24 protein-coding genes, 2 tRNA genes and 1 pseudogene are annotated in these 22,276 nt (G+C 68.5%); 14 read left to right on the top strand and 13 right to left on the bottom strand.

Translation table 11 applies throughout. The annotated features are described in order from the left end of the window. Positions 1 to 4 precede the first annotated feature (4 nt). The 3 genes from BLU22_RS11225 to BLU22_RS11215 all read left to right on the top strand — a co-directional run bounded on the left by BLU22_RS11225 (position 5) and on the right by BLU22_RS11215 (position 3,038). Complete coding sequence (locus BLU22_RS11225) at positions 5 to 1,297, top strand: alpha/beta fold hydrolase (protein ID WP_090214466.1); 1,293 nt, start codon at positions 5 to 7, stop codon at positions 1,295 to 1,297. Beyond that, positions 1,290 to 2,069, top strand: coding sequence for an MlaA family lipoprotein (locus BLU22_RS11220; RefSeq protein ID WP_394327523.1), 780 nt, complete (start codon positions 1,290 to 1,292; stop codon positions 2,067 to 2,069). The genes BLU22_RS11225 and BLU22_RS11220 overlap by 8 nt, the downstream gene beginning before the upstream one ends. A gap of 105 nt (positions 2,070 to 2,174) precedes the next feature. Continuing rightward, complete coding sequence (locus BLU22_RS11215; RefSeq protein WP_090214463.1) at positions 2,175 to 3,038, top strand: pirin family protein; 864 nt, start codon at positions 2,175 to 2,177, stop codon at positions 3,036 to 3,038. On the opposite strand, the gene BLU22_RS11210 is transcribed toward BLU22_RS11215, so the two are convergent. Further along, complete coding sequence (locus BLU22_RS11210; RefSeq protein ID WP_090214461.1) at positions 3,039 to 3,962, bottom strand: lipid A biosynthesis lauroyl acyltransferase; 924 nt, start codon at positions 3,960 to 3,962, stop codon at positions 3,039 to 3,041. A 131-nt stretch (positions 3,963 to 4,093) separates the two neighbouring features. On the opposite strand from BLU22_RS11210, the gene minC reads away from it, so the two are divergent. From minC to BLU22_RS11180, 6 genes are all read left to right on the top strand, one after another. Continuing rightward, positions 4,094 to 4,825: a septum site-determining protein MinC gene (gene minC / locus BLU22_RS11205; RefSeq protein ID WP_090216404.1), complete on the top strand. Its 732-nt coding sequence runs from the start codon at positions 4,094 to 4,096 to the stop codon at positions 4,823 to 4,825. A 56-nt stretch (positions 4,826 to 4,881) separates the two neighbouring features. After that, complete coding sequence (minD, locus tag BLU22_RS11200) at positions 4,882 to 5,697, top strand: septum site-determining protein MinD (RefSeq protein WP_090214458.1); 816 nt, start codon at positions 4,882 to 4,884, stop codon at positions 5,695 to 5,697. Next, a complete protein-coding gene (gene minE / locus BLU22_RS11195; protein WP_090214456.1) occupies positions 5,694 to 5,948 on the top strand; it encodes a cell division topological specificity factor MinE in 255 nt (84 codons plus the stop codon). Before minD ends, minE begins: the two co-directional genes overlap by 4 nt. Before the next feature lie 57 nt (positions 5,949 to 6,005). Further along, positions 6,006 to 6,641, top strand: coding sequence for an RluA family pseudouridine synthase (locus BLU22_RS11190; protein WP_090214453.1), 636 nt, complete (start codon positions 6,006 to 6,008; stop codon positions 6,639 to 6,641). A 71-nt stretch (positions 6,642 to 6,712) separates the two neighbouring features. Then, positions 6,713 to 8,002, top strand: a complete 1,290-nt coding sequence (locus tag BLU22_RS11185; RefSeq protein ID WP_090214452.1) for a M18 family aminopeptidase — start codon at positions 6,713 to 6,715, stop codon at positions 8,000 to 8,002. A gap of 10 nt (positions 8,003 to 8,012) precedes the next feature. Continuing rightward, positions 8,013 to 8,666: an HAD family hydrolase gene (locus BLU22_RS11180; RefSeq protein ID WP_090214449.1), complete on the top strand. Its 654-nt coding sequence runs from the start codon at positions 8,013 to 8,015 to the stop codon at positions 8,664 to 8,666. 63 nt (positions 8,667 to 8,729) lie between these two features. Here BLU22_RS11180 and BLU22_RS11175 read toward each other — a convergent pair whose 3' ends face one another. Further along, positions 8,730 to 9,692 (bottom strand): NAD(P)H-quinone oxidoreductase, encoded by a 963-nt coding sequence (locus tag BLU22_RS11175; RefSeq protein ID WP_090214447.1) that lies wholly within the window; start codon positions 9,690 to 9,692, stop codon positions 8,730 to 8,732. 191 nt (positions 9,693 to 9,883) lie between these two features. Between BLU22_RS11175 and BLU22_RS11170 the strand changes: the two genes are divergently transcribed. Further along, on the top strand, positions 9,884 to 11,965 hold the full coding sequence (locus BLU22_RS11170) for a carboxy terminal-processing peptidase (protein ID WP_090214444.1): 2,082 nt from the start codon (positions 9,884 to 9,886) through the stop codon (positions 11,963 to 11,965). A 116-nt stretch (positions 11,966 to 12,081) separates the two neighbouring features. Continuing rightward, positions 12,082 to 12,840 (top strand): annotated as a pseudogene (locus BLU22_RS11165) (EAL domain-containing protein); the annotation flags it as partial. A 15-nt stretch (positions 12,841 to 12,855) separates the two neighbouring features. Here the strand turns inward: BLU22_RS11165 and BLU22_RS11160 are convergent. The 6 genes from BLU22_RS11160 to BLU22_RS11135 form a co-directional block, all read right to left on the bottom strand. Further along, a complete protein-coding gene (locus tag BLU22_RS11160; protein ID WP_090214440.1) occupies positions 12,856 to 13,332 on the bottom strand; it encodes a hypothetical protein in 477 nt (158 codons plus the stop codon). Continuing rightward, positions 13,329 to 13,697: a hypothetical protein gene (locus BLU22_RS11155; RefSeq protein ID WP_090214436.1), complete on the bottom strand. Its 369-nt coding sequence runs from the start codon at positions 13,695 to 13,697 to the stop codon at positions 13,329 to 13,331. Before BLU22_RS11155 ends, BLU22_RS11160 begins: the two co-directional genes overlap by 4 nt. Before the next feature lie 7 nt (positions 13,698 to 13,704). Then, on the bottom strand, positions 13,705 to 14,022 hold the full coding sequence (locus BLU22_RS11150; protein WP_090214433.1) for a helix-turn-helix transcriptional regulator: 318 nt from the start codon (positions 14,020 to 14,022) through the stop codon (positions 13,705 to 13,707). Positions 14,023 to 14,460: 438 nt separating this feature from the next. After that, positions 14,461 to 15,168, bottom strand: a complete 708-nt coding sequence (locus tag BLU22_RS11145) for an FKBP-type peptidyl-prolyl cis-trans isomerase (RefSeq protein ID WP_090214432.1) — start codon at positions 15,166 to 15,168, stop codon at positions 14,461 to 14,463. 174 nt (positions 15,169 to 15,342) lie between these two features. Further along, positions 15,343 to 15,419, bottom strand: a tRNA-Asp gene (locus BLU22_RS11140). A 15-nt stretch (positions 15,420 to 15,434) separates the two neighbouring features. Continuing rightward, positions 15,435 to 15,510, bottom strand: a tRNA-Val gene (locus tag BLU22_RS11135). A 187-nt stretch (positions 15,511 to 15,697) separates the two neighbouring features. Between BLU22_RS11135 and rdgC the strand changes: the two genes are divergently transcribed. Beyond that, positions 15,698 to 16,618, top strand: coding sequence for a recombination-associated protein RdgC (rdgC, locus tag BLU22_RS11130; RefSeq protein ID WP_090214430.1), 921 nt, complete (start codon positions 15,698 to 15,700; stop codon positions 16,616 to 16,618). Between the two features lie 20 nt (positions 16,619 to 16,638). Here rdgC and recQ read toward each other — a convergent pair whose 3' ends face one another. Beyond that, a complete protein-coding gene (gene recQ, locus BLU22_RS11125) occupies positions 16,639 to 18,780 on the bottom strand; it encodes a DNA helicase RecQ (RefSeq protein ID WP_090214428.1) in 2,142 nt (713 codons plus the stop codon). Between the two features lie 125 nt (positions 18,781 to 18,905). On the opposite strand from recQ, the gene BLU22_RS11120 reads away from it, so the two are divergent. Continuing rightward, on the top strand, positions 18,906 to 19,493 hold the full coding sequence (locus BLU22_RS11120) for a UPF0149 family protein (RefSeq protein WP_090214425.1): 588 nt from the start codon (positions 18,906 to 18,908) through the stop codon (positions 19,491 to 19,493). A gap of 10 nt (positions 19,494 to 19,503) precedes the next feature. Then, complete coding sequence (locus tag BLU22_RS11115; protein WP_090214424.1) at positions 19,504 to 19,899, top strand: YbaN family protein; 396 nt, start codon at positions 19,504 to 19,506, stop codon at positions 19,897 to 19,899. Positions 19,900 to 19,909: 10 nt separating this feature from the next. Here the strand turns inward: BLU22_RS11115 and BLU22_RS11110 are convergent, their stop codons facing one another. The 4 genes from BLU22_RS11110 to BLU22_RS11095 form a co-directional block, all read right to left on the bottom strand. After that, positions 19,910 to 20,518 (bottom strand): tRNA-uridine aminocarboxypropyltransferase, encoded by a 609-nt coding sequence (locus BLU22_RS11110; protein WP_090214421.1) that lies wholly within the window; start codon positions 20,516 to 20,518, stop codon positions 19,910 to 19,912. A 43-nt stretch (positions 20,519 to 20,561) separates the two neighbouring features. Continuing rightward, positions 20,562 to 20,870, bottom strand: coding sequence for a ribbon-helix-helix domain-containing protein (locus BLU22_RS11105; protein WP_090214420.1), 309 nt, complete (start codon positions 20,868 to 20,870; stop codon positions 20,562 to 20,564). Between the two features lie 140 nt (positions 20,871 to 21,010). Next, entirely contained in the window at positions 21,011 to 21,592 is a 582-nt protein-coding gene (locus tag BLU22_RS11100; RefSeq protein ID WP_090214418.1) for a DJ-1/PfpI family protein, read from the bottom strand. A 74-nt stretch (positions 21,593 to 21,666) separates the two neighbouring features. Continuing rightward, positions 21,667 to 22,224: a sugar ABC transporter ATPase gene (locus BLU22_RS11095; RefSeq protein ID WP_090214417.1), complete on the bottom strand. Its 558-nt coding sequence runs from the start codon at positions 22,222 to 22,224 to the stop codon at positions 21,667 to 21,669. Between the last annotated feature and the right edge of the window lie 52 nt (positions 22,225 to 22,276).

Genomic DNA, 22,276 nt, shown 5'->3' with positions numbered 1-22,276 from the left:
CGCCATGCCCTTCGTCACGCGCCTCGTTCCGCTGCTGCTTGGCTTGTGGCTGGGCGGCGCCCAGGCCGCCGTCGAAATCGCCGCCGACGACTATGGCTTCCCGCTCGCCAATCCCTTCGAGGCGACCATCGTCGGTACCCCGCCGGCGCTGCGCCCGCCGCTGCCGGACGACGCCGAGATCGTCCAGGCCGACCACAGCCTGCGTCTGCGCCCGCGCCGCGAGCTGCCGAACAACTTCTGGGCGGTAAAGACCCTCAAGTACCGCCTGGCCCGACAGAGCGGCCCGGCGCCGCTGGTGTTCATCATCGCCGGCACCGGCGCGCACTATGCCAGCGCCAGCATGGAGGAGCTCAAGCGGCTGTTCTATGGCGCCGGCTACCACGTGGTGCAGCTGTCCTCGCCGACCAGCTACGACTTCATGGCCGCCGCCTCCAAGCACGCCACGCCCGGCCTTTCCGACCACGACGCCGCCGACCTCTACCGGGTGATGCAGAAGGTCCGCGCACAGCAGCGCGACCTGCCGGTGACCGACTACTACCTGACCGGCTACAGCCTGGGCGGCCTGCACGCCGCCTTCGTCAGCCACCTGGACGAGCGCCTGGGCGACTTCGATTTCCGCCGCGTGCTGCTGATCAACCCGCCGGTCAACCTCTACACCTCGGTATCCAACCTCGACCGTCTGGTGCAGACCGAGGTAGCCGGCATCGACAACACCCGCACCTTCTACGACTTGATCCTCGGCAAGCTGGCGCGCTACTTCGAGGAACGCGGCTCGGCGCAGCTCGACGCCGCGCTGCTGCACGACGTCCAGCGCTCGCGCCAGCGCCTGTCCGACGAGGAGATGGCCATGCTGATCGGCGCGGTGTTCCGCTTCTCGGCCGCCGACATCGCTTTCACCTCCGACCTGATCAACCGCCGCGGTGCGGTGATCCCGCCGCGCTATCCGATGGACGAAGGCACCAGCCTGACCCCCTTCTTCAAGCGCGCCCTGCTCTGCGATTTCCAGTGCTACATGCGCGAACAGCTGATCCCCTTCTGGCGCAAGCTCGACGGCGGCGGCAGCCTGCTGCAGCTGATCGACCAGACCAGTCTCTACGCGCTGCAGGACTACCTGGCCGGTAGCGCGAAGATCGCCGTGTTCCACAACCGCGACGACCTGATCCTCGGCCCCGGCGATCTGGGCTTCCTGCGCCGCACCCTGGGCGCGCGGCTGACTCTGTTCCCGCGCGGCGGGCACTGCGGCAACATGAACTACCGGGTCAACACCCAGGCCATGCTGGAGTTCTTCCGTGACTGACGCTCTGCTGCGCCCGCTGCTGCTGGCCGCCCTGCTGCTGTGCGGCAGCGCCCAGGCCGGCGACGCCAGCGTGGATGCCGACGGCTTCACCCGCCCGCTGCAGCAGCTGCGCTTCAACCCGCGGCTCGACCAGCGCGAGTTCGAACGCGCCACCCTGGTCGCGCTGGTGGTCGACGATCCCTGGGAGGAGTGGAACCGCCGCGTCTACCACTTCAACCAGCGCTTCGACGAGTGGCTATACCTGCCGCTGGTGCAAGGCTACCGCCGCGTCACCCCGCGCTTCCTGCGCAGCGGGGTGAGCCACTTCTTCGCCAACCTCGGGGAAATCCCCAGCCTGGCCAACCACCTCATGCAGCTGCAAGGCCGCGACGCCCTGCACACCACCGCGCGCCTGCTGTTCAACACCACCCTGGGGGTGGGCGGTCTGTGGGACCCGGCGCAGCGCATGGGCCTGGAGCGGCGCAGCGAGGATTTCGGCCAGACCCTCGGCCGCTGGGGCGTGGCCGAAGGCCCCTATCTGGTGCTGCCGCTGCTCGGCCCGTCGAACCTGCGCGACACCGGCGGGCTGGTCTTCGACAACACCCTGGGCAGCGCCCTGAACGTCGCCGACATCGGCGGCCTGAACCGGCGTCCCGCCGAGTACTACGGCCTGCTGGCCATCGACCGCCGCCATATCAACGACTTCCGCTACGGCCAGCTCAACTCGCCGTTCGAGTACGAGAAGGTGCGCTACCTCTACAACGAGGCGCGCCGCCTGCAGATCGGCGAGTAGCCCGACAATCTATCGAGCCAACCGATCATTCCGCCGCAGAATCCGCACCCATCGATCCATTCGCCTGAACTAGGATGACGCAACGCCCTGAACCGGAGTTGCGCCATGAGCTATCCCCACTACCGCGACGTCATCGACCTGCACAGCGGCCGCGCCACCGCCGACGGCGCCGGTGTGCGCCTCACCCGCCTGATCGGCGGCGGCGCGCTGGAACGCTTCGATCCCTTCCTGATGCTGGACGCCTTCGACTCCAGCGAGGCCGGCGACTACATCGGCGGCTTCCCGCCCCATCCGCACCGCGGCTTCGAGACCGTCACCTACATGATCGAGGGGCGCATGCGCCACGAGGACCATCTCGGCCATCGCGGCCTGCTGGAGTCCGGCGGCGTGCAGTGGATGACCGCCGCGCGCGGCATCATCCACAGCGAGATGCCCGAACAGGAGCAGGGCCGGCTGTTCGGCTTCCAGCTCTGGCTCAACCTGCCGGCGGCGGACAAGATGGGCCCGGCCGGCTACCGCGACTTCGCCCCCGGTGAAATCCCCCGCCTGCGCACCGAGCGCGGCGTGGAGGTGGCGGTGATCGCCGGCCAGTTCCGCGAGGGCGCGCTGCAGCAGGACGGCGCCGTGCTGCGCCCGCACACCGAGCCGCAGCTCTACGACCTGCGCCTGCCGGCCGGCGGCTGCGTGCTGCCGGAGCTGCCCCACGGCTTCAACGTGCTGCTGCATGTGTTCGAGGGCGAGCTGACGGTACGCGGCCGGCAGGACCGGACGGTCGAGCGCGGGCAACTGGCGCGGCTCAGCGACGGCGACAGCCTGCACCTGAGCAGTGCCGGCGGCGCCCGCGCCCTGCTGATCGCCGGCCGGCCGCTGGGCGAGCCGATCGTCCAGTACGGCCCCTTCGTGATGAACCGCCGCGAGGAAATCGAGCAGGCGCTCGCCGACTACCGCGACGGCAGTTTCGGCCGCTGATCAGTCGTAGAGCTTCGGCTCGCCCTCGGGGCGGGTCTTGAAGCGGCGGTGCGCCCACAGGTACTGCGCCGGGCATTCGCGCACCGCCTGCTCGATCCAGCGGTTGATGCGCAGGCAGTCGGCCTCCTCGCTGGCGCCGGGAAAGTCCTCCAGCGGCGGGTGGACCACCAGCCGGTAGCCACTGCCGTCGGCCAGGCGCTGCTGGGTGAAGGGCACCACCCTCGCCTTGCCCAGACGGGCGAACTTGCTGGTGGCGGTGACGGTGGCGGCGGGGATGCCGAACAGCGGCACGAAGATGCTCTGCTTGCGCCCGTAGTCCTGGTCGGGCGCGTACCAGATGGCGCGCCCGGCACGCAGCACCTTGAGCATGGCCCGCACGTCCTCGCGCTCGATGGCGCTGGCGTCGGGATTGTGGCGCTCGCGACCGCGGCGCTGGATGAAGTCGAACAGCGGGTTCTTATGTTCGCGGTACATGCCGTCGATGGTGTGGCGCTGGCCGAGCAGCGCCGCGCCGATCTCCAGCGTGGTGAAGTGCAGGGACATCAGGATCACCCCCTGCCCCTCGCGCTGCGCCGCCTGCAGGTGCTCCAGCCCCTCGACGTGCGCCAGCCGCGCCAGGCGCGCGCGCGGCCACCACCAGCTCATTGCCATCTCGAAGAAGGCGATGCCGGTGGAGGCGAAGTTGTCGCGCAGCAGGCGGCGGCGCTCGGCCGCCGACAGCTCGGGGAAGCACAGCTCCAGGTTGCGCGCGGCGATGCGGCGGCGCGAACCGGCGCCCAGCAGCATCAGCGCGCCGAGCACTCGGCCCAGGCGCAGCAGCACGGCATAGGGCAGCTGCACCACCAGCCAGAGCAGCCCCAGGCCCAGCCACAGCGGCCAGAAGCGCGGGTGCAGGAAGGCGCGACGAAAACGGGGACGATCCATCAGTACATCCAGTCAGGGCGTTCGGGCGGGCCATTCTACCCTGTCGCAGGGGCGGGCATCAGCCACGCTGCAACTTGCGGGGCGTCGGTGATGTCGTTATAAGTCCCGCGATACGTCCGGCAGCCATGACCATGAACCACACCGATCCGCTCAACCAAGAACCCGTGTTCCGCCTCAAGGGCAGCCTGCTCGCCGTGACCGTGCTGGAGCTGCTGCACAACGACCTGGACCGCCTGGACCGCCAGTTGAGCGACAAGGTCGCCAGCGCCCCCAACTTCTTCCACGACACCCCCCTGCTGCTCGGCCTCGAACAACTGGCCGAGGACGAACCGGACCTCGACCTCGACGCCCTGCTGGACCTCTGCCAGCGTCACGGCCTGCTGCCGCTGGGCATGCGCGCGCGGCGCAGCGCCGACCTGACCGCGGCGCAGGCGCTGGGCATTCCGCTGCTGCCGAGCGGCGGACGCGAACGCGCACCGCTCGCCGAGCCCGCCGCACCGCGGGTCGAGGAGCCGCCGCCGGAGCCGGCGGTCAACGCCACCCTGGTGATCACCCGTCCGGTGCGCGGCGGCCAGCAGGTCTACGCGCCCAAGGGCGACCTGATCGTCCTCTCGGCGGTCAGCCCCGGCGCGGAACTGATCGCCGACGGCAACGTCCATGTATACGGTCCGCTGCGCGGCCGCGTCCTGGCCGGCGCCAGCGGCGATACCGCAGCGCGGATCTTCTGCCAGCAACTGACCGCCGAACTGCTGTCCATCGCCGGGCGCTACAAGGTCGCCGAAGACCTGCGACGCAGTCCGCAATGGGGCAAGCCGGTGCAGGCCAGCCTGGTCGGCGACGTGTTGAACATCACCCGCCTTTGACGGATACTCCCGGCATTTTCCGGGACCCGGAATCTTCCTGTTTTGGGGTAAGCACCTTGGCCAAAATCATTGTTGTCACTTCCGGCAAGGGTGGCGTGGGCAAAACGACGTCCAGCGCTGCCATCGGCACCGGCCTCGCCCTGCGCGGGCACAAGACGGTGATCGTCGACTTCGATGTCGGTCTGCGCAACCTCGACCTGATCATGGGCTGCGAACGCCGCGTGGTGTACGACTTCGTCAACGTGATCCACAACGATGCCAGCCTCGGCCAGGCGCTGATCAAGGACAAGCGCCTGGAGAACCTCTACGTGCTGGCCGCCAGCCAGACCCGCGACAAGGACGCCCTGACCCAGGAAGGCGTCGGCCGGGTGCTCGACGACCTGAAGAAGGACTTCGAGTACATCATCTGCGACTCCCCCGCCGGCATCGAGAAGGGCGCGCACCTGGCGATGTACTTCGCCGACATCGCCATCGTGGTCACCAACCCCGAGGTCTCCTCGGTGCGCGACTCCGACCGCATCCTCGGCCTGCTGGCCAGCAAGTCGCAGCGCGCCGAGCAGGGCGGGGAGCCGATCAAGGAACACCTGCTGCTGACCCGCTACAACCCCGAGCGGGTCGCCAAGGGCGAGATGCTCAGCGTCGACGACGTCGAAGAAATCCTTTCCATCGACCTGCTCGGGGTGATCCCCGAATCCCAGGCGGTGCTCAAGGCCTCCAACCAGGGTATTCCGGTGATCCTCGACGAGCAGAGCGACGCCGGCCAGGCCTACAGCGACGCGGTCGAGCGCCTGCTCGGCAAGGACGTGCCGCACCGTTTCCTCGACGTGCAGAAGAAGGGCTTCCTGCAGCGCCTGTTCGGAGGCAAGGAATGAGCCTCTTCGACTTCCTCCTCTCGCGCAAGAAGACCTCCTCGGCATCCATCGCCAAGGAACGCCTGCAGATCATCGTCGCCCACGAGCGCGGCCAGCGCAGCCAGCCGGACTACCTGCCGGCGCTGCAGGAGGAGCTGATCGCGGTGATCCGCAAGTACGTACACATCGATCAGGACCAGGTGCAGGTCGTGCTGGAAAACCAGGGCACCTGCTCGATCCTCGAACTCAACGTCACCCTGCCCGAGCGCTGATCGGGCGCCTTGCCACAGCGGCGGCCCGACGGCCGCCGCTGTCGTTTCCGGAATGCCATGCCGCTGTCGAACATCGAAATCGTCCACCAGGATGACGCCCTGCTGGTCATCAACAAGCCGACCCTGCTGCTCTCGGTACCCGGGCGCGCCGAAGACAACAAGGACTGCCTGGTCACCCGCCTGCAGGAGCACGGCTATCCCGAGGCGCGCATCGTCCACCGCCTGGACTGGGAAACCTCCGGGCTGATCGTGCTGGCCCGCGATGCCGACAGCCACCGCGAGCTGTCCCGGCAGTTCCACGACCGCGAAACTGAGAAGGCCTATACCGCGCTGTGCTGGGGCCAGCCGGAGGCCGACAGCGGGCGCATCGAGCTGCCGCTGCGCTACGATCCGCCGAACAAGCCGCGACACATCGTCGACTTCGAGCAGGGCAAGCACGCCCTGACCTTCTGGCGGGTCACCGCGCGCTGCGGCGACTGGAGCCGGGTCGAGCTGACCCCGATCACCGGCCGCTCGCACCAGCTGCGCGTGCACATGCTGGCCATCGGTCATCCGCTGCTCGGCGACCGCCTCTACGCCCACGAGCAGGCGCTGGCCGCCTTCGATCGGCTGTGCCTGCACGCCAGCCTGCTGTGTCTGACCCACCCGCAGACGGGCGAGCGGCTGCGCTTCGAGAGCCCGGCGCCGTTCTGAGCCGCAGGCAGACTCCGGCCGCGACGGCCGGATTCCGGTAGACTGCGCCGACCACTGCCGCCGGAGCTGTCATGCGCGAAGCACTCAACCAGGGCCTGATCGACTTCCTCAAGGCCTCGCCGACCCCCTTCCACGCCACCGCCAGCCTCGCCGCGCGCCTCGAAGCCGCCGGCTACGTGCGCCTCGACGAGCGCGAGGCCTGGCACACCGAGCCGGGCGGGCGCTACTACGTCACCCGCAACGACTCCTCGCTGATCGCCGTGCAGCTCGGTCGCCGCGCGCCGCTGGACGGCGGTCTGCGGCTGGTCGGCGCGCACACCGACAGCCCCTGCCTGCGGGTCAAGCCGCAGCCCGAACTGGTGCGCAACGGCTTCTGGCAACTGGGTGTCGAGGTCTACGGCGGCGCCCTGCTCGCCCCCTGGTTCGACCGCGACCTGTCGCTGGCCGGACGGGTCACCTTCAGTCGCGACGGACAGCTGGACAGCCGGCTGATCGACTTCCGCGCCCCCATCGCGGTGATCCCCAGCCTGGCCATCCACCTCAATCGCGAGGCCAACAAGGGCTGGGCGATCAACCCGCAGACCGAACTGCCGCCGTTGCTGGCCCAGTTGCCGGTGGACGCCAGCCGCGACTTCCGCAGCCTACTGGCCGAACAGCTGGAGCGCGAGCACGGCCTGCGCGCCGAGCGCGTGCTGGACTTCGAGCTGAGTTTCTACGACACCCAGGCCGCCGCCGTGGTCGGCCTGGAGCAGGACTTCATCGCCGGCGCCCGACTGGACAACCTGCTGTCCTGCTACGCCGGCCTCAGCGCCCTGCTCGCCGCCGGCGAGGAGGAGAACTGCGCGCTGGTCTGCACCGACCACGAGGAAGTCGGCTCCTGCTCGGCCTGCGGCGCCGACGGCCCGTTCCTCGAACAAACCCTGCGCCGCCTGCTCGGCGACGGCGAGGCTTTCGTGCGCACCCTCCAGCGCTCGCTGCTGGTCTCGGCCGACAACGCCCACGGCGTGCATCCCAACTACGCCGACCGCCACGACGGCAACCATGGCCCGCAGCTCAACGCCGGGCCGGTGATCAAGATCAACAACAACCAGCGCTACGCCAGCAACAGCGAGACCGCCGGCTTCTTCCGCCACCTATGCCAGCAGCAGGGCGTGCCGGTGCAGAGCTTCGTGACCCGCAGCGACCTAGGCTGCGGCTCGACCATCGGCCCGATCACCTCCAGCCAGCTCGGCGTGCGCACCGTCGACATCGGCCTGCCGACCTTCGCCATGCACTCGATCCGCGAGCTGGCCGGCAGCCACGATCTGGCCCATCTGGTGAAGGTGCTCGGCGCCTTCTACCAGAGCGCCGAACTGGTCTGAGGAGCGGACTATGGCCCTGGCGATCTTCGACCTGGACGACACCCTGATCGACGGCAACAGCCCCAGCCTGTGGAGCGCGCACCTCGCCGACCTCGGCTGGGTCGAGCGCGAGGCCTTCCTGGCCCGCGAGCAGGAACTGGTGGCGCAGTACGCCGCCCTGGAGGCGAGCCTCGAGGACTACCTGGCGTTCAGCCTGCAGCCGCTGGTCGGCCGTACCCCCGAGGAAGTGGCCTACGTTGCCGGCCCCTTCGTCGAGGCCGCCATCGAGCCGCTGATCCATTCGCAGGCGATGCGCTGCATCGCCGCCCACCGCGCCGCCGGCGACCGGGTGCTGGTGATTTCCGCCTCGCCGACCTTCCTGGTCGAGGCCATCGCCGAGCGCCTGGGCATCGCCGAGGTCTTGGGCACCGACCTGGAGCTGCACTACGGCGGCTACAGCGGACGGATCGCCGGTATCCCCTGCGCCCGCGAGGGCAAGATTGCCCGTCTGCAGCAATGGCTGGAGGAACAGGGCGAAACGCTGGCCGGTGCGCACTTCTATTCCGACTCGCGCAACGACCTGCCGCTGCTCGGCCACGTCGAGCATCCCCACGCGGTCAACCCGGATGCGGCGCTGCGCGAGCACGCGCTGCGCCACGGCTGGGAAATCCTCGACTGGCGCTGAGAACTCGCTCGCCGGACACGACAAGGGGCGCCACGGCGCCCCTTGTCGTGTCCGCAGCCGGCCTCAGTCCAGCGCGGGATCGACCACCAGCACCAGCTTGCCGCGCACCTCGTTACTGGCCAGCGCCTCGAAAGCCGCCGCGGCATCCTCGATCGGGTAGCTGCGCTCCAGCTGCGGCTTGAGACGCCCCTCGGCGAACAGCGGCCAGACGAATTGCTCCAGCTCGGCCATCAGCTGCGCCTTGAACTCGGCATCGCGGTTGCGCAGGGTCGAGCCGATCATCTGGATGCGCTTGCCGAGCAGCAGGGCCAGGTCGAGCTGCGCCTTGCGCCCGCCCATCAGACCGATGACCACCCAGCGGCCGTCCTGATTGAGCAGCTTGAGGTTCAGCTCGCCGTAGCTGGCGCCGACCGGATCGAGGATCACGTCGAAGGGCGCGAAGTCGCGCAGCCCGTCCAGGGTATCGCCGCGGATCACCCCGCCCTCGGCGCCCAGCGCCTCGCAGTAGTCGAGCCGCTCGCGGGAGCCGACGCTGACCCACACCGGGCTGCCGAAGGCCTTGCACAGCTGGATGCCGGCCGAGCCGACGCCGCTGGCGCCGGCGTGCAGCAGCACCTTCTCGCCCGGCTGCAGGCGGGCCAGCTGGAACAGGTTGAGCCAGGCGGTGGCATACACCTCCGGCAGCGCCGCCGCCTCGATCAGGCCGAGGCCTTCCGGCACGGCCAGCGCATGGCGCGCATCGACCACCACCTCCTCGGCCATGCCGCCGCCGGCCAGCAGCGCGCAGACCCGGTCGCCGACCCGCCAGCGACTGCCGGCGCCGGCCTCGACCACCACCCCGGAGCATTCCAGACCGAGCACCTCGGTCACTCCCGGCGGCGGCGGATACAGGCCGTTGCGCTGCAACAGGTCGGCCCGGTTCAGGCCAGCCGCCGCCACCTTGATGCGGATCTGCCCGACATCGCACTCCGGGCGCGGCTGCACGCCCCACTCCAGCTCGCCCTCGATACCTTGCAATGCGTTCACGCTACCTCCATATTGTCGAAATGCCGGCACCTGCCCTGCACTGCCGGCCACAAGCCCCGGATTGTTACCCGGAAACTGGCCTCCCGTCAGCCTCCCCCGTCCATCCGGGCGCCCGCCCGATACTGGCACCATGGAACCCGGCGCCAGTTCTGCTGCCAAACTTGGCGTGAATCCCTGCGACGCATACCTACATGAAACGCTTCCTGCCCTGTACCGCCCTTGCCCTGGCCCTGGCCATCGGCGCCCTGCCGAGCCACGCGGCGACCGCCCGCAGCAATGCCTGGGACGCTCTGCAGCCGGATCGCGAGCAGATCATCGCCAGCCTCAACGTGGTCGAACTGCTCAAGCGCCATCACTACAGCAAGCCGCCGCTGGACGACGCACGCTCCGCACAGATCTTCGACAATTACCTGAAGATGCTCGACCCGGCGCGCAGCTACTTCACCGCCGAGGACATCGCCGCCTTCGAGTCCTGGCGCTACCGCTTCGACGACTACCTCAAGAGCGGCGAGCTGCAGCCCGGCTTCGTGATCTACAAGCGCCAGCTCGAACGCATGCAGGAACGCCTGGAGTTCGCCCTCGCCCTGCTCGACAAGGGCGTCGACCAGCTCGACTTCAGCCGCGACGAGAGCCTCGAAACCGACCGCGAGAAGGCGCCCTGGGCCGCCGATCGCAAGGCACTGGACGACCTGTGGCGCAAGCGCGTGAAGGACGAGGTGCTGCGCCTGAAGATCGCCGGCAAGGAGCCGGCGGCCATCCAGGAGCTGCTCACCAAGCGCTACCGCAACCAGCTCAAGCGCTTGGCGCAGACCCGCAGCGAAGACATCTTCCAGGCCTACATCAACGCCTTCGCGCAGACCTACGATCCGCACACCAGCTACCTGTCGCCGGAAAACGCGGAGAACTTCGACATCAACATGAGCCTGTCGCTGGAAGGCATCGGGGCGATCCTGCAGAGCGACAACGAATACGTCAAAGTCGTGCGTCTGGTGCCCGCCGGCCCGGCCGAGAAGGGCAAGCAGCTGCAGCCGGCCGACCGTATCGTCGGCGTGGCCCAGGGCGACAAGGAGATGGTCGACGTGATCGGCTGGCGCCTCGACGAGGTGGTCAAGCTGATCCGCGGCCCGAAAGGCTCGGTGGTGCGCCTGGAAGTGATCCCGGCCGGCAATGCGCCGAACGATCAGACCAGCAAGGTGGTGGCGATCACCCGCGAAGCGGTCAAGCTCGAAGAGCAGGCCGCCAAGAAATCGGTGCTCGAACTCGACCACGACGGCCGCCACTACAAGCTCGGCGTCATCGAGATCCCGGCCTTCTACCTGGACTTCAAGGCCTACCGCAGCGGCAATCCCGACTACAAGAGCACCACCCGCGACGTACGCAAGCTGCTCGCCGAACTCAAGGCCGAACGGGTCGACGGCGTGGTCATCGACCTGCGCAACAACGGCGGCGGCTCCCTGCAGGAAGCCAACGAGCTGACCGGCCTGTTCATCGACCAGGGCCCCACGGTGCTGGTGCGCAACAGCGACGGCCGCGTCGACGTGCTGACCGACGACAGCCAGGGCGTCGAATACGACGGTCCGATGGCGGTGCTGGTCAATCGCCTGTCGGCCTCGGCCTCGGAGATCTTCGCCGGTGCCATGCAGGACTACCACCGCGCCCTGGTACTGGGCGGGCAGACCTTCGGCAAGGGCACCGTGCAGAGCATCCAGCCGCTCAACCACGGCGAACTCAAGCTGACCCTGGCCAAGTTCTATCGCGTGTCCGGACAGAGCACCCAACACCAGGGCGTGCTGCCCGACATCCCCTACCCGGCCACCTTCGACACTCAGGAGATCGGCGAAAGCGCCCTGCCGGCGGCCATGCCCTGGGATCGCATCTCCCCGGCGGTCAACCCCGAGCGCGATCCGTTCCAGCCGTTCCTCGCCGAACTCAAGGCCAGACATGCCACCCGCACCGCGCAGGACCCGGACTTCATCTTCGCCCGCCGCAGCCTGGAACTGTCCCAGCAGCTGATGCAGGACACCCGGGTCAGCCTCAACGAGACGCGTCGCCGCGCCGAGCAGCACGCCATCGAGGAGCGCCAGCTGAGCCTGGAAAACGCACGGCGCAGCGCCAAAGGCGAGCCGCTGCTCAAGGAGCTGAAGGTCGAGGACGAGGAATCGCTGGCCGCGGAAGAGGAAACCCTGGCGCCGGAAAAGGACGCCTTCCTCGCCGAGTCGGGACGCATCCTCCTGGATTACCTCAATCTCAACGCGGTCGTGGCACGCCACTGAGGCACGCCTGCCACCCCTCGGGGTGGCAGGCCGTCATAAGCTCGTCACAATTTAGTCGTGAAATTCAGGTGCCCCGCGTGATGCGGGGCACCTTTTCACTGACTGACGAGCACCGCATGACCATCACCGAGCAACTTGGAAACCTGGACAGGATCATCGCCCAGGATCAGCTCAGCACCCTGTTCCAGCCGATCTTCTCGCTCGCCAGTCGCCGCATCCACGGGTTCGAGGCCCTGAGCCGCGGCCCGTCCAACTCGCCCCTGCACTCGCCGCTGGCCCTGTTCGCCCTGGCGCGCCGGGCCGGCCGCCTGAGCGAGCTGGAAGTCGCCTGCCGCGGCAAGGCCTGCCAGGCCTTCGGCCGCCTGCAACTGCCCGGCACCCTGTACCTGAATGCCTCGCCCGAGTCGCTGCTGGAGCCGGGCCACGAATCGGGCCGCACCCTGCAGATCCTCCAGGCCTGCGGCATCGAGCCTTCGCGGGTAGTGATCGAGCTGACCGAGCAGACCCCGATCGAGGACTTCGGCCTGCTCGACCGTGCCTTGCGCCACTACCGCACCATGGGCTTCTCGATCGCCCTCGACGACCTCGGCGCCGGCTACTCCAGCCTGCGCCTGTGGTCGGAGCTGCGCCCGGACATCGTCAAGATCGACCGCCACTTCATCGACGGCATCCACCTCGACCCGCTCAAGCGCGAGTTCGTCGGCTCGATCCTGCGCATGGCTCGCGCCGCCAGCGCGCGGGTGATCGCCGAGGGGGTCGAGCTGCTCGGCGAGCTGCAGACCTTGCAGGGCATGGGCGTCGATCTGGTGCAGGGCTATCTGCTCGGCCGGCCGCAGGCGCAGCCGGTCTGCGAGGCGGCCATGCCGCTGCCGAAAAGTGCCTGAGGAAGCCTACAGACCGAGGCGGCGCGCCAGCGCCGCGTAGTGCTCGGCAGCCGATGCATCGGCCGGCAGTCCCGGCGCGCCCTGCATCAGCAGCTCGGCCAGCTTGTGCGCCGCCAGCGGATGGCCGGCAGCAGCGGCCTGCTCCCAGCGCCGCCGCGCCTCGAGGGCATCGGGCGCATGCGCCAGATCGCCCTTGAGCGCCTGCACGCCGAGCTGGAAAGCCGCCTTGGCCTGCCCCTGATCGGCCGCCAGACGCAGCAGACGCAAGCCCTCCTCGCGCGCGCCCAGCCCCTGACCGCGAAACAGCAGCACATGGCCGTAGAAGTCCTGGGCTCCGCCATCGCCGAGGTGCGCCATGCGCGCGAACTGCCCCTCCATCCAGCGCCAGGCGCGTGGCTGGCGCAGCAGCCACGACCAGCGGAACAGGTAGCGCGCCAGGGCGTAACCGCAGGCGGCACGCAGGCGCCAGTAACGGGACGTCATGAGGATGCCTCGCTGAACTCGAAGGCGAACACCCGGGCGACCTCGGCGGCATGCCAGGCCGCAGCCGCCATGCCGTCGGGCGGGCCGCTGAAGCGTCCGAGGCGCTCGGCGCACTCGAAGAACCCCGGACGCGGCAGACGGCTGGCCCCCTGGCTGATCACCAGCGCACTGCGCAGCGGCAGGCCGGCCCGAGCATCCAGCGCCGCCAGGTGCTCCAGCGCCGCCGCCAGCGTCGCCATGGCGGGGGCCGGCAGTTGCAGGCGCTCGATCAACGAGCGATAGGTCAGCAGGTGGCGCTGCCGGCGCGCCTCGTCTAGGGCCGCCAGCAGCCCCTGCCAGTGCTGGCGGCTGATCCGCAGGCTCAACTCGGCATCACTCCTGCGGACGGGCGAAATGACGCTCCAGGGCCCGGCCGATGGCCTGGTCCGGCTGCCGCTCGCCACGCTCGATCATGCCCAGGTAGTGCGGGCTGATGCCCACCGCCCGCGCCAGTTGCTCCTGGCTGAGCCCGCGCGCCTCGCGCCACTCGGCCAGTCGGGCCAGCTCGAAGACCGGCCCCGCCGCCGGTTCGGCCGCTGCGCGACTCTCCGGCTGCCGACGCCCGGCCTCGGCCAGCAACTGCAGATATTCCGCCCAAGCCAGCACCGCGTATTCCGGCTGCCCGTCGCGCTCGATCACTTGCACATTCATTGCGTTCACACTCCTCACCAGTCACCCAATCTTAACAGCGCGTGCGTAGCTTGAGTCTGCCGGCGCCACCACGCCAAGCGCCCTGTTCACGCCTTCTCCCGGCCAATGCCCATGCCAGGCGGGCTGGTGGGCGTTATCCACCAAAGCTGTGGATAAGCTTGTTAACAATGCCGGGAAGACTCCCGCCAGGCCCCGTCGCATGCGGCCTCCAGACAGATCGGGCATTTTTTGCTCAGCCAAAAAAGTCTTTACAAATCAGAAATTTAACCTGAACCCGGAGGGCCGCCACAGCGCTCTTGACAGCACCGCCGCGGATCTGTGCGATGTGCATAAACCTGCGACACACTGTCGCTGGCAAGACCTGAAACCGGCGAAAACCCTGGCCATAGATACGACAACGCCCCGACAAGCGGGGCGCTGGTGGCGGCAGACGGAAACTTACTGGCCCTGACCCTGGATGCTCAGCAGCTCCAGATCGAAGATCAGCACCGAGTTGGCCGGAATCGCCGGGCTCGGGCTCTGCGCGCCGTAGGCCAGCTCGCTGGGAATGTACAGCTTGTACTTCTCGCCGACGTGCATCAGCTGCAGACCTTCGACCCAGCCGGGGATCACGCCGCCAACCGGCAGATCGATGGGTGCGCCGCGCTGGATCGAGCTGTCGAACACGGTGCCGTCGATCAGCTTGCCTTCGTAGTGAACCGACACCACGTCGTCAGGCTTGGGCTGGGCACCCTCGGCCTTCTTGACCACCTCGTACTGCAGACCGGACGCGGTGGTGACCACACCCTCGCGCTTGCCGTTGTCTTCCAGGAACTTCTTGCCGGCCTTGGCGTTCTCGTCGCCGATGGCCGCCATGCGCTCCTCGGCGCGCTGCTGCAGGAAGCTGAACGCCTCCATGAGCTGCTCGTCGGTCAGACGCTGTTCCTTCTTGGCCACGGCATCCTCGATGCCGAGAGCAACAGCCTGGGCATCCAGGTCGTCCATACCCTCTTGCGCCAGGCTGCGCCCCATGTTCAGGCCGATGCCGTAGGAGGCCTTCTGGGCCGGGGTCTTCAGCTCCAGTTCCTTTTTCGCCGACTGGGAGTCGCAGCCGGTCAGAACCAGGCCAACCAGAGCCACCGCAGCGGCCAAGCGATGATGTTTCATGCATGTTCCTTAATGGTGATGCCGCAGCGGGCAACTCGGAGTAGGCGAGCTTAACAGGCCGCCAACGGCACCGCCACGCCAGGAAAAGCGCAGACCAAAAACGCAAAAAACCCAGCATGCCGTGTGGCACCTGAGTTTCTGTGTGTTTCATGTCACTTAGGGTCTTGTAGAAAATGGCGCGGCGGACGGGACTCGAACCCGCGACCCCCGGCGTGACAGGCCGGTATTCTAACCGACTGAACTACCGCCGCGCGCAACCTCGAGAGTGGTGGGTGATGACGGGATCGAACCGCCGACCCTCTGCTTGTAAGGCAGATGCTCTCCCAGCTGAGCTAATCACCCATTCAGTTGCATTCGCATGTTTGCGTTTGCTCTCGAAGTGGTGCGCATTCTATGGAGGGCACTCCGCCTTGGCAAGCGTTTTTTGAAAAAATTTCAAAGACAGCAACGACTTGGCGCACAACGCGGTGGCCTGCCGGCGCGCCAGGGGGAATAATGCGCTCCTTTGCTCAAGGAGTTACCAGCCGCCATGTGGTTCCGCAACCTGCTCGTCTACCGCCTGACCCAGGATCTGCAACTGGATGCCGAAACTCTGGAGACCGCCCTGAGCGGCAAGCCGGCGCGCAGCTGCGCCAGCCAGGAGCTGGCCACCTATGGCTTCGTTGCCCCGCTGGGCAAGGGACCGGACGCCCCGCTCGCGCACGTCAGCCAGGACTTCTACCTGATCGCCGCACGCAGGGAAGAACGCATCCTGCCCGGCAGCGTGGTGCGCGAGGCGCTGGCCGAGAAAATCGAGGAGATCGAAGCGCAACAGATGCGCAAGGTCTACAAGAAGGAACGCGACCAGCTCAAGGACGAGATCGTCCAGACCCTACTGCCGCGCGCCTTCATCCGCCGCCAAGTGACTCGCGCCGCGATCGCGCCCAAGCACGGCCTGGTGCTGGTCGACGCCGGTAGCGCCAAGAAAGCCGAGGAGCTGCTGTCCGCCCTGCGCGATGCCCTCGGCAGCCTGCCGGTGCGCCCGCTGGCGGTGAAGGTCGCGCCGATGGCGACTTTCACCGACTGGCTGAAAAACCAGCAGGCCAGCAACGGCCTATACCTGCTCGACGAGTGCGAGCTGCGCGATACCCACGAGGATGGCGGCATCGTACGCTGCAAGCGCCAGGATCTGGGCAGCGACGAAGTGCAGAACCACCTGGCCGCCGGCAAGGTGGTGACCAAGCTCGGCGTGGCCTGGACCGACAAGCTGTCACTGCTGATCGACGACAAGCTGGCGCTCAAGCGTCTGCGCTTCGAGGACCTGCTGCAGGAGCAGGCCGAGCAGGACGGCGGCGAGGACGCCCTGGCCCAGCAGGACGCCAGCTTCGCCCTGATGATGCTGACCTTCGTAGAGTTCCTGCCGCAGCTGATCGAGGCGCTCGGCGGCGAGGAGCTGCCGCAGGGCATCTGACCCCGCCGTCCGCGCCGCCCTCAGCCACCCAGCTCGGCTTCCAGGGCGGCGCGCACGCAATACAGCACACCGAGCGGCACGCGCGCCGCGAATGCCTCGGCGATAGCCGCCACCGGCGGCAGCTCGCCGTCGCCGTCGAGGAAGGCGTCGTGGATCTCGCCGAGCAGCTCCTCGGGCAGGTCCAGCGCCTCTTCCAGCGTCAGTTGCTGGCGGGCGATGGCCTCGGCCAGCAGGCTGTAGACGTTCTTCTCGCTGCAGTCGAGCTGGCGGGCAATCTGCGCCGGAGTCATCCCCGAACGGGCCAGGCTGACCAGCTCGTGGCGCAGGTCGGCCACCGGCTGCGGCGTGGCCGGCGCCTCGGGGCTGTCGGTGAGCACATCGAGGAAGGCTTGGCCGTAGCGTTCCAGCTTGCGCGCACCGACGCCACTGACCCGCGCCATGCCGACCAGCGACTGCGGCTGGCTGCGCAGCATCTCCAGCAAAGTTGCGTCGGGGAAGATCACGTAGGGCGGCACGCTATGCTCCTCGGCCAGTTTGCGGCGCAGGGTGCGCAGCGCCTCCCACAACGGCCGCTCGTCGCCGCGCACCAGCTGGCTGGCCTGGCTCGGCCCGCTCGAACCGCGGGCCGCGCGCTGCGGCTTGAGATCGCGACGCAGCTGGAGATTCACCTCGCCGCGCAGCAGCGGCCGGCAGGTATCGGTCAGGCGCAGGCCGCCGAAGCCGTCGAGATCGACATCGGCCAGACCCCGCGCCACCAGCTGGCGGAATAGGGTGCGCCAGTCGGCCTCGGCCAGATGCTTGCCCTTGCCGAACACCGTCAGGTGCTGGTGGCCGAGGGCACGGATCTTATCGGTCTCGCGCCCGAGCAGCAGGTCGATCAGGTGGCCGACGCCATAGCGCTGGCCGCTGCGGTAGATCGCCGACAGCGCCAAGCGCGCTGCCTCGGTGGCGTCCCAGGTTTCCACGCCGTCGACGCAGTTGTCGCAGTGCCCGCAGGGCTGGGGCAGCTCCTCGTCGAAGTAGGCCAGCAGCGCCTGGCGCCGGCAGCGGGTTTCCTCGCACAGCGCCAGCATGGCTTCGAGCTTGTGCCGCTCGACCCGCTTGTGCCGCTCGTCGCCCTCGGAGCTCTGCAGCATCTGGCGCAGGAACAGCACATCCTGCAGGCCGTAGGCCATCCACACCTCGGAGGGCAGGCCGTCGCGACCGGCGCGACCGGTTTCCTGGTAATAGGCCTCCAGCGACTTGGGCAGGTCGAGGTGGGCGACGAAGCGCACGTTGGGCTTGTCGATGCCCATGCCGAAGGCGATGGTCGCCACCATGATCAGGCCTTCCTCGTTGAGGAAGCGCCGCTGGTTGTGGGCGCGCACCTCGTTGGGCAGCCCGGCATGGTAGGGCAGCGCCGGATAGCCCTGCTCGGCAAGGAAGCTGGCCAGCTCCTCGACCTTCTTGCGCGACATGCAGTAGACGATGCCGGCGTCGCCGCGGCGACCTTCGAGGAAGCCCAGCAGCTGCTTGCGCGGCTGATCCTTGGGCACGATGCGGTAGAAGATGTTCGGCCGGTCGAAACTGGAGAGGAAGCGCTCGGCTTCCTGCAGGTGCAGGCGCTGGGCGATCTCCTCGCGGGTACGCATGTCCGCGGTGGCGGTCAGGGCGATGCGCGGCACCTGCGGGAACAGCTCGGCGAGCTGGCCGAGCTGCAGGTACTCGGGACGGAAATCGTGGCCCCACTGCGACACGCAGTGCGCCTCGTCGATGGCGAACAAGGCGATCTTCAGGCGCTGCAGGAAAGCCAGCATGCGCGGCTGCACCAGCCGCTCGGGGGCCAGGTAGAGCAGCTTGATCTCGCCGCGACGCAGCCGCTCGGCGATCTCGCGCTGCTCGTCGGGGGTCTGCGTCGAGTTCAGCGCCACCGCCGCCACGCCCAGTTCGTCGAGGGTCGCCACCTGGTCGTCCATCAACGCGATCAGCGGCGAGACCACCACCGCCACACCCTCGCGCAGCAGCGCCGGCACCTGGAAGCACAGCGACTTGCCGCCGCCGGTGGGCATCAGCACCAGGGCATCGCCGCCCGCGCCGACACGCTGGATGATCCGCGCCTGGTTGCCGCGGAAGGCGTCGTAGCCGAATACGTCTTTGAGGATGCGCTGGGCAGAGTCGAGCATGAGGCCTCCGAATCGAGCCGGCGATTATACGCCAGCACCGCCGACTCACCGTGCATAGTTCGCCTGACAGGCGCCTGCCGCCTCGTCTACAATCGTTGTCGCATTCGTCCTGAGGTAGTGTCCCGATGTCCTTCGCCGAGCAACTGTCCCGCCTGCAAGCCTTCCTCGATGCCGATGATCTGCACGATGAAGCACTGGACTACGTGGCCGCCCACGGCTATTTGACCGCGCTGTCCATCTGCCCCGATCCGGTGCCGGAGCGCGAGTGGATCGACGCGCTGTTCGCCGAAGCGCCGCACTACCGCAGCGACGCCGAGAAGGTCGAGATCGAGAGCACCCTCATCCAGCTCAAGGCCCACATCGGCCGTCAGCTGGCCAGCGACGAGGACATGGAACTGCCCTGCGACCTCGACCTGGGCGAGGTGCCCGACGACTCCGACCTGCGCGGCTGGTGCATCGGCTTCATGGAAGGGGTGTTCCTGCGCGAAGAGGTCTGGTTCGAGGACGCCGAGGACGAGGTCAGCGAGCTGCTGCTGCCGATCATGGTCGGCTCCGGCCTGTTCGACGAGCAGCCCGAGTTCGACGAGATCGCCCGCGACCGCGACTTGGTCGACAGCATGGTCGACCAGATTCCCGAGCTGCTCACCGCCCTGTTCCTGCTCTGCCAGGCGCCGGAAGAGAAGCCCGCCCTGCTCAAGCCGCGCCCGCACTGAGAGGCGCCGCATGGCGCCGCGCGAGATCGTCGAAACCCGCAACCCCTGGCTGCGCTGGTTGCTGCTGGGGATCGGCTGGGCGAGCGTGGCGCTGGGCATCGCCGGCATCTTCCTGCCGGTACTGCCGACCACTCCCTTCCTGCTGCTGGCCGCCGCCTGCTTCGTGCGCAGTTCGCGGCGCTTCTATCTGTGGCTGGTCGGCCACCCCCGCCTCGGCCCGTGGATCTGCGACTACCTCGACGGCGAGGGCATCCCGCTCAAGGGCAAGGTCTACGCCATCGGCCTGATGTGGGCCAGCATCCTGCTGTCCTGCTATCTGGTGCCGCTGCTGCCGGCGCGGGTGTTCATGCTCGGCAGCGCCAGCCTGGTGACGCTCTACATCCTGCGCCAGAAGACCCGCCGCTGAAGCCGGCGCGTCATGTCTCGGGCGACTCGCGCAGATGGTTGCGCCGGAAGACTTCCTCGCCCATCGCCGCGATCTGCCCGTCGATCAGCGCCTCGAACGGGGCCAGCAGCGCGTCGAAACGCCCCTGCCCCTCCAGAGCGTTCAGGCAATGCACCAGCGCCTCCACGGTGGACAACGCGCCCGGCCCCGGCGCCTTGCGCAGCCGGTAGCGGCTGACCAGCCCCTCGGCCAGGCTCAGCCGCGGCAGCGCGGCCAGCCAGGGATTGCAGTGCAGCAGACGGCGCGCCTTGCGCCAGGTGCCGTCCGGAACGATCAGCACGCGCTCCTCGCCGCACGCCTGGCCCGCCAGCGCCTCGACATGCAGCGCCGCCGCGCCGGGGAACAGCAGCCAGACCTGGCGACCGGCCAGCTCGGCCTCCAGTTCGGGGAAGTGTTCGCCGATGCGCAGCTCGGCGTTGCACAGCCCCAGGGCCGCCAGGCGCGCGGTATTCAGCGCATGGCGCACCTCGTCCGGGTGCTGCAGGATCAGCACCCGGGTACGGCTGGCGAGACGGGGGATCAGCGGACACAGGCAATGGCTCTGCGGTCGCTGGCAGCGGGGACAGTGGACTCGGGACATGCCGGCATTGTCCCACGCGCGCCGGCGCCCCGCCCAGCCCCGGCTAGCCCGACACCCGTGCGCCGACCAGACTCAACGCCGCGCCGCGCTCGCGGCGCTGGGCCAGGTAGCGGGTGCAGCTGACCCGCAGGAAGGAGGCGAAATTGACCACCTCGCCACGGTAGTCCATAACCTCCTCGTAGAGCTTGGCGATCAACTGGTTGGTGGTCATGCCGTCGACCTCGGCGATTTCGCGCAGGATGTCACAGAACTGGTTCTCCAGGCGCAGGGTGGTGACCACGCCGCGGATGCGCAGCGAGCGCGAGCGCGACTCGTAGAGGATCGGGTCGGCCTTGACGTACAGCTCGCACATGACGGTTCTCCTCTGCCCGGAGCGCTTCCTGGCCCTCGTGCGGTAACGCCATTCGGGACGCTCCGCGCCCTCCCAAGCAACCACGGGCGCGGAGCATCCTCCCAAGAGGCTGCCACGCCGGAGCGTGACAGCCCTCGCGGTTACAGCTCGATACGGGTGCCGAGCGCCGCGAGGAACGCCGCCAGCCAGGCCGGATGGGCCGGCCAGGCCGGGGCGGTGATCAGGTTGCCCTCGCTGTGCGCCTGGTCCACCGGGATCTCCACGTAGCGCCCGCCGGCCAGGGCGACCTCCGGGGCGCAGGCCGGGTAGGCGCTGCACTCGCGACCCTTGAGCACGCCGGCGGCGGCGAGCAGCTGGGCACCGTGGCAGACCGCCGCGATCGGCTTGCCGGCGGCGGCCATGGCCTGCACCAGGGCGATCACCTCGGCATTCAGGCGCAGGTACTCCGGGGCACGGCCGCCGGGAATCAGCAGCGCGTCGTAGTCCTCGGCGCGCACGCTGGCGAAGTCGGCATTGAGGGCGAAGTTGTGCCCCGGCTTCTCGCTGTAGGTCTGCTCGCCCTCGAAGTCGTGGATCGCGGTGCGCACGCTCTGTCCGGCGCTCTTGCCCGGACACACCGCATGCACCAGGTGGCCGACCATGCTCAGGGCCTGGAACGGCACCATCGCTTCGTAGTCTTCGACGTAATCGCCGACCAGCATGAGGATCTTCTTCGCAGCCATGGTTCTCTCCCTGTCGGGTGGTGAAGGTCCGTGCAGTATCGGCCATGGCGCGGCGCACGGGTAACAGCCGCCTACTACAGCTCGACCCGCACCACGCGGATGGGAAAGCCCAGGCGCTCGGCGAACTCGTCGAGGAAGGCGCGCAGGAAATACTCTCCCGGCCAGTTGTTGAAGATGAAGCCCAGGTCCGAGAAGGCGCACGGCTGGGCGAAGACGAAGCCGTTGATGTCGTCCTCGAAGGCGCACTCGGGGCATTCGAAGTTGTCGGTCTCCCCCGGCATCCACTCCTCCAGGTGCTCGAACAGCGCCTCGCCGATCTCGCGGCGGCACTGCGGGCAGCGCGCGCGGCGCGCGAAGCCCCGCTCGGGCATGTAGATGCAGCGCTCGGTGACGATCTCCAGGCTGGTGCGCGGCCGGCCCAGCGGCAAGGCCACGCCGGGCGGCAGGTCGAGCACCCGCTCGGCGCCGGCGGCCATGGCGTAGCCCAGTCCGCCGGCGCCGATGCCGCAGGGCGTCAGGCGCGCCTCGACGATGTCGCGCTCGACGAGCCAGCGCAGGATCTTGCGCGCCCGCGCCTCGGCGCCGGGATAGCTGGAAATCTGCGGCACGATGATGAACTGTCGGTCGCTCATGGATTCCTCCTTCGGCGGCGGCGCCCCGTCGTGCGGGACGCCGCCGGCATGG

Source organism: Pseudomonas guangdongensis, assembly GCF_900105885.1.
Lineage (GTDB): Bacteria > Pseudomonadota > Gammaproteobacteria > Pseudomonadales > Pseudomonadaceae > Geopseudomonas > Geopseudomonas guangdongensis.
Note: the sequence above shows the minus strand (reverse complement) of the source record. Positions and strands in the feature narration are given on the sequence as shown.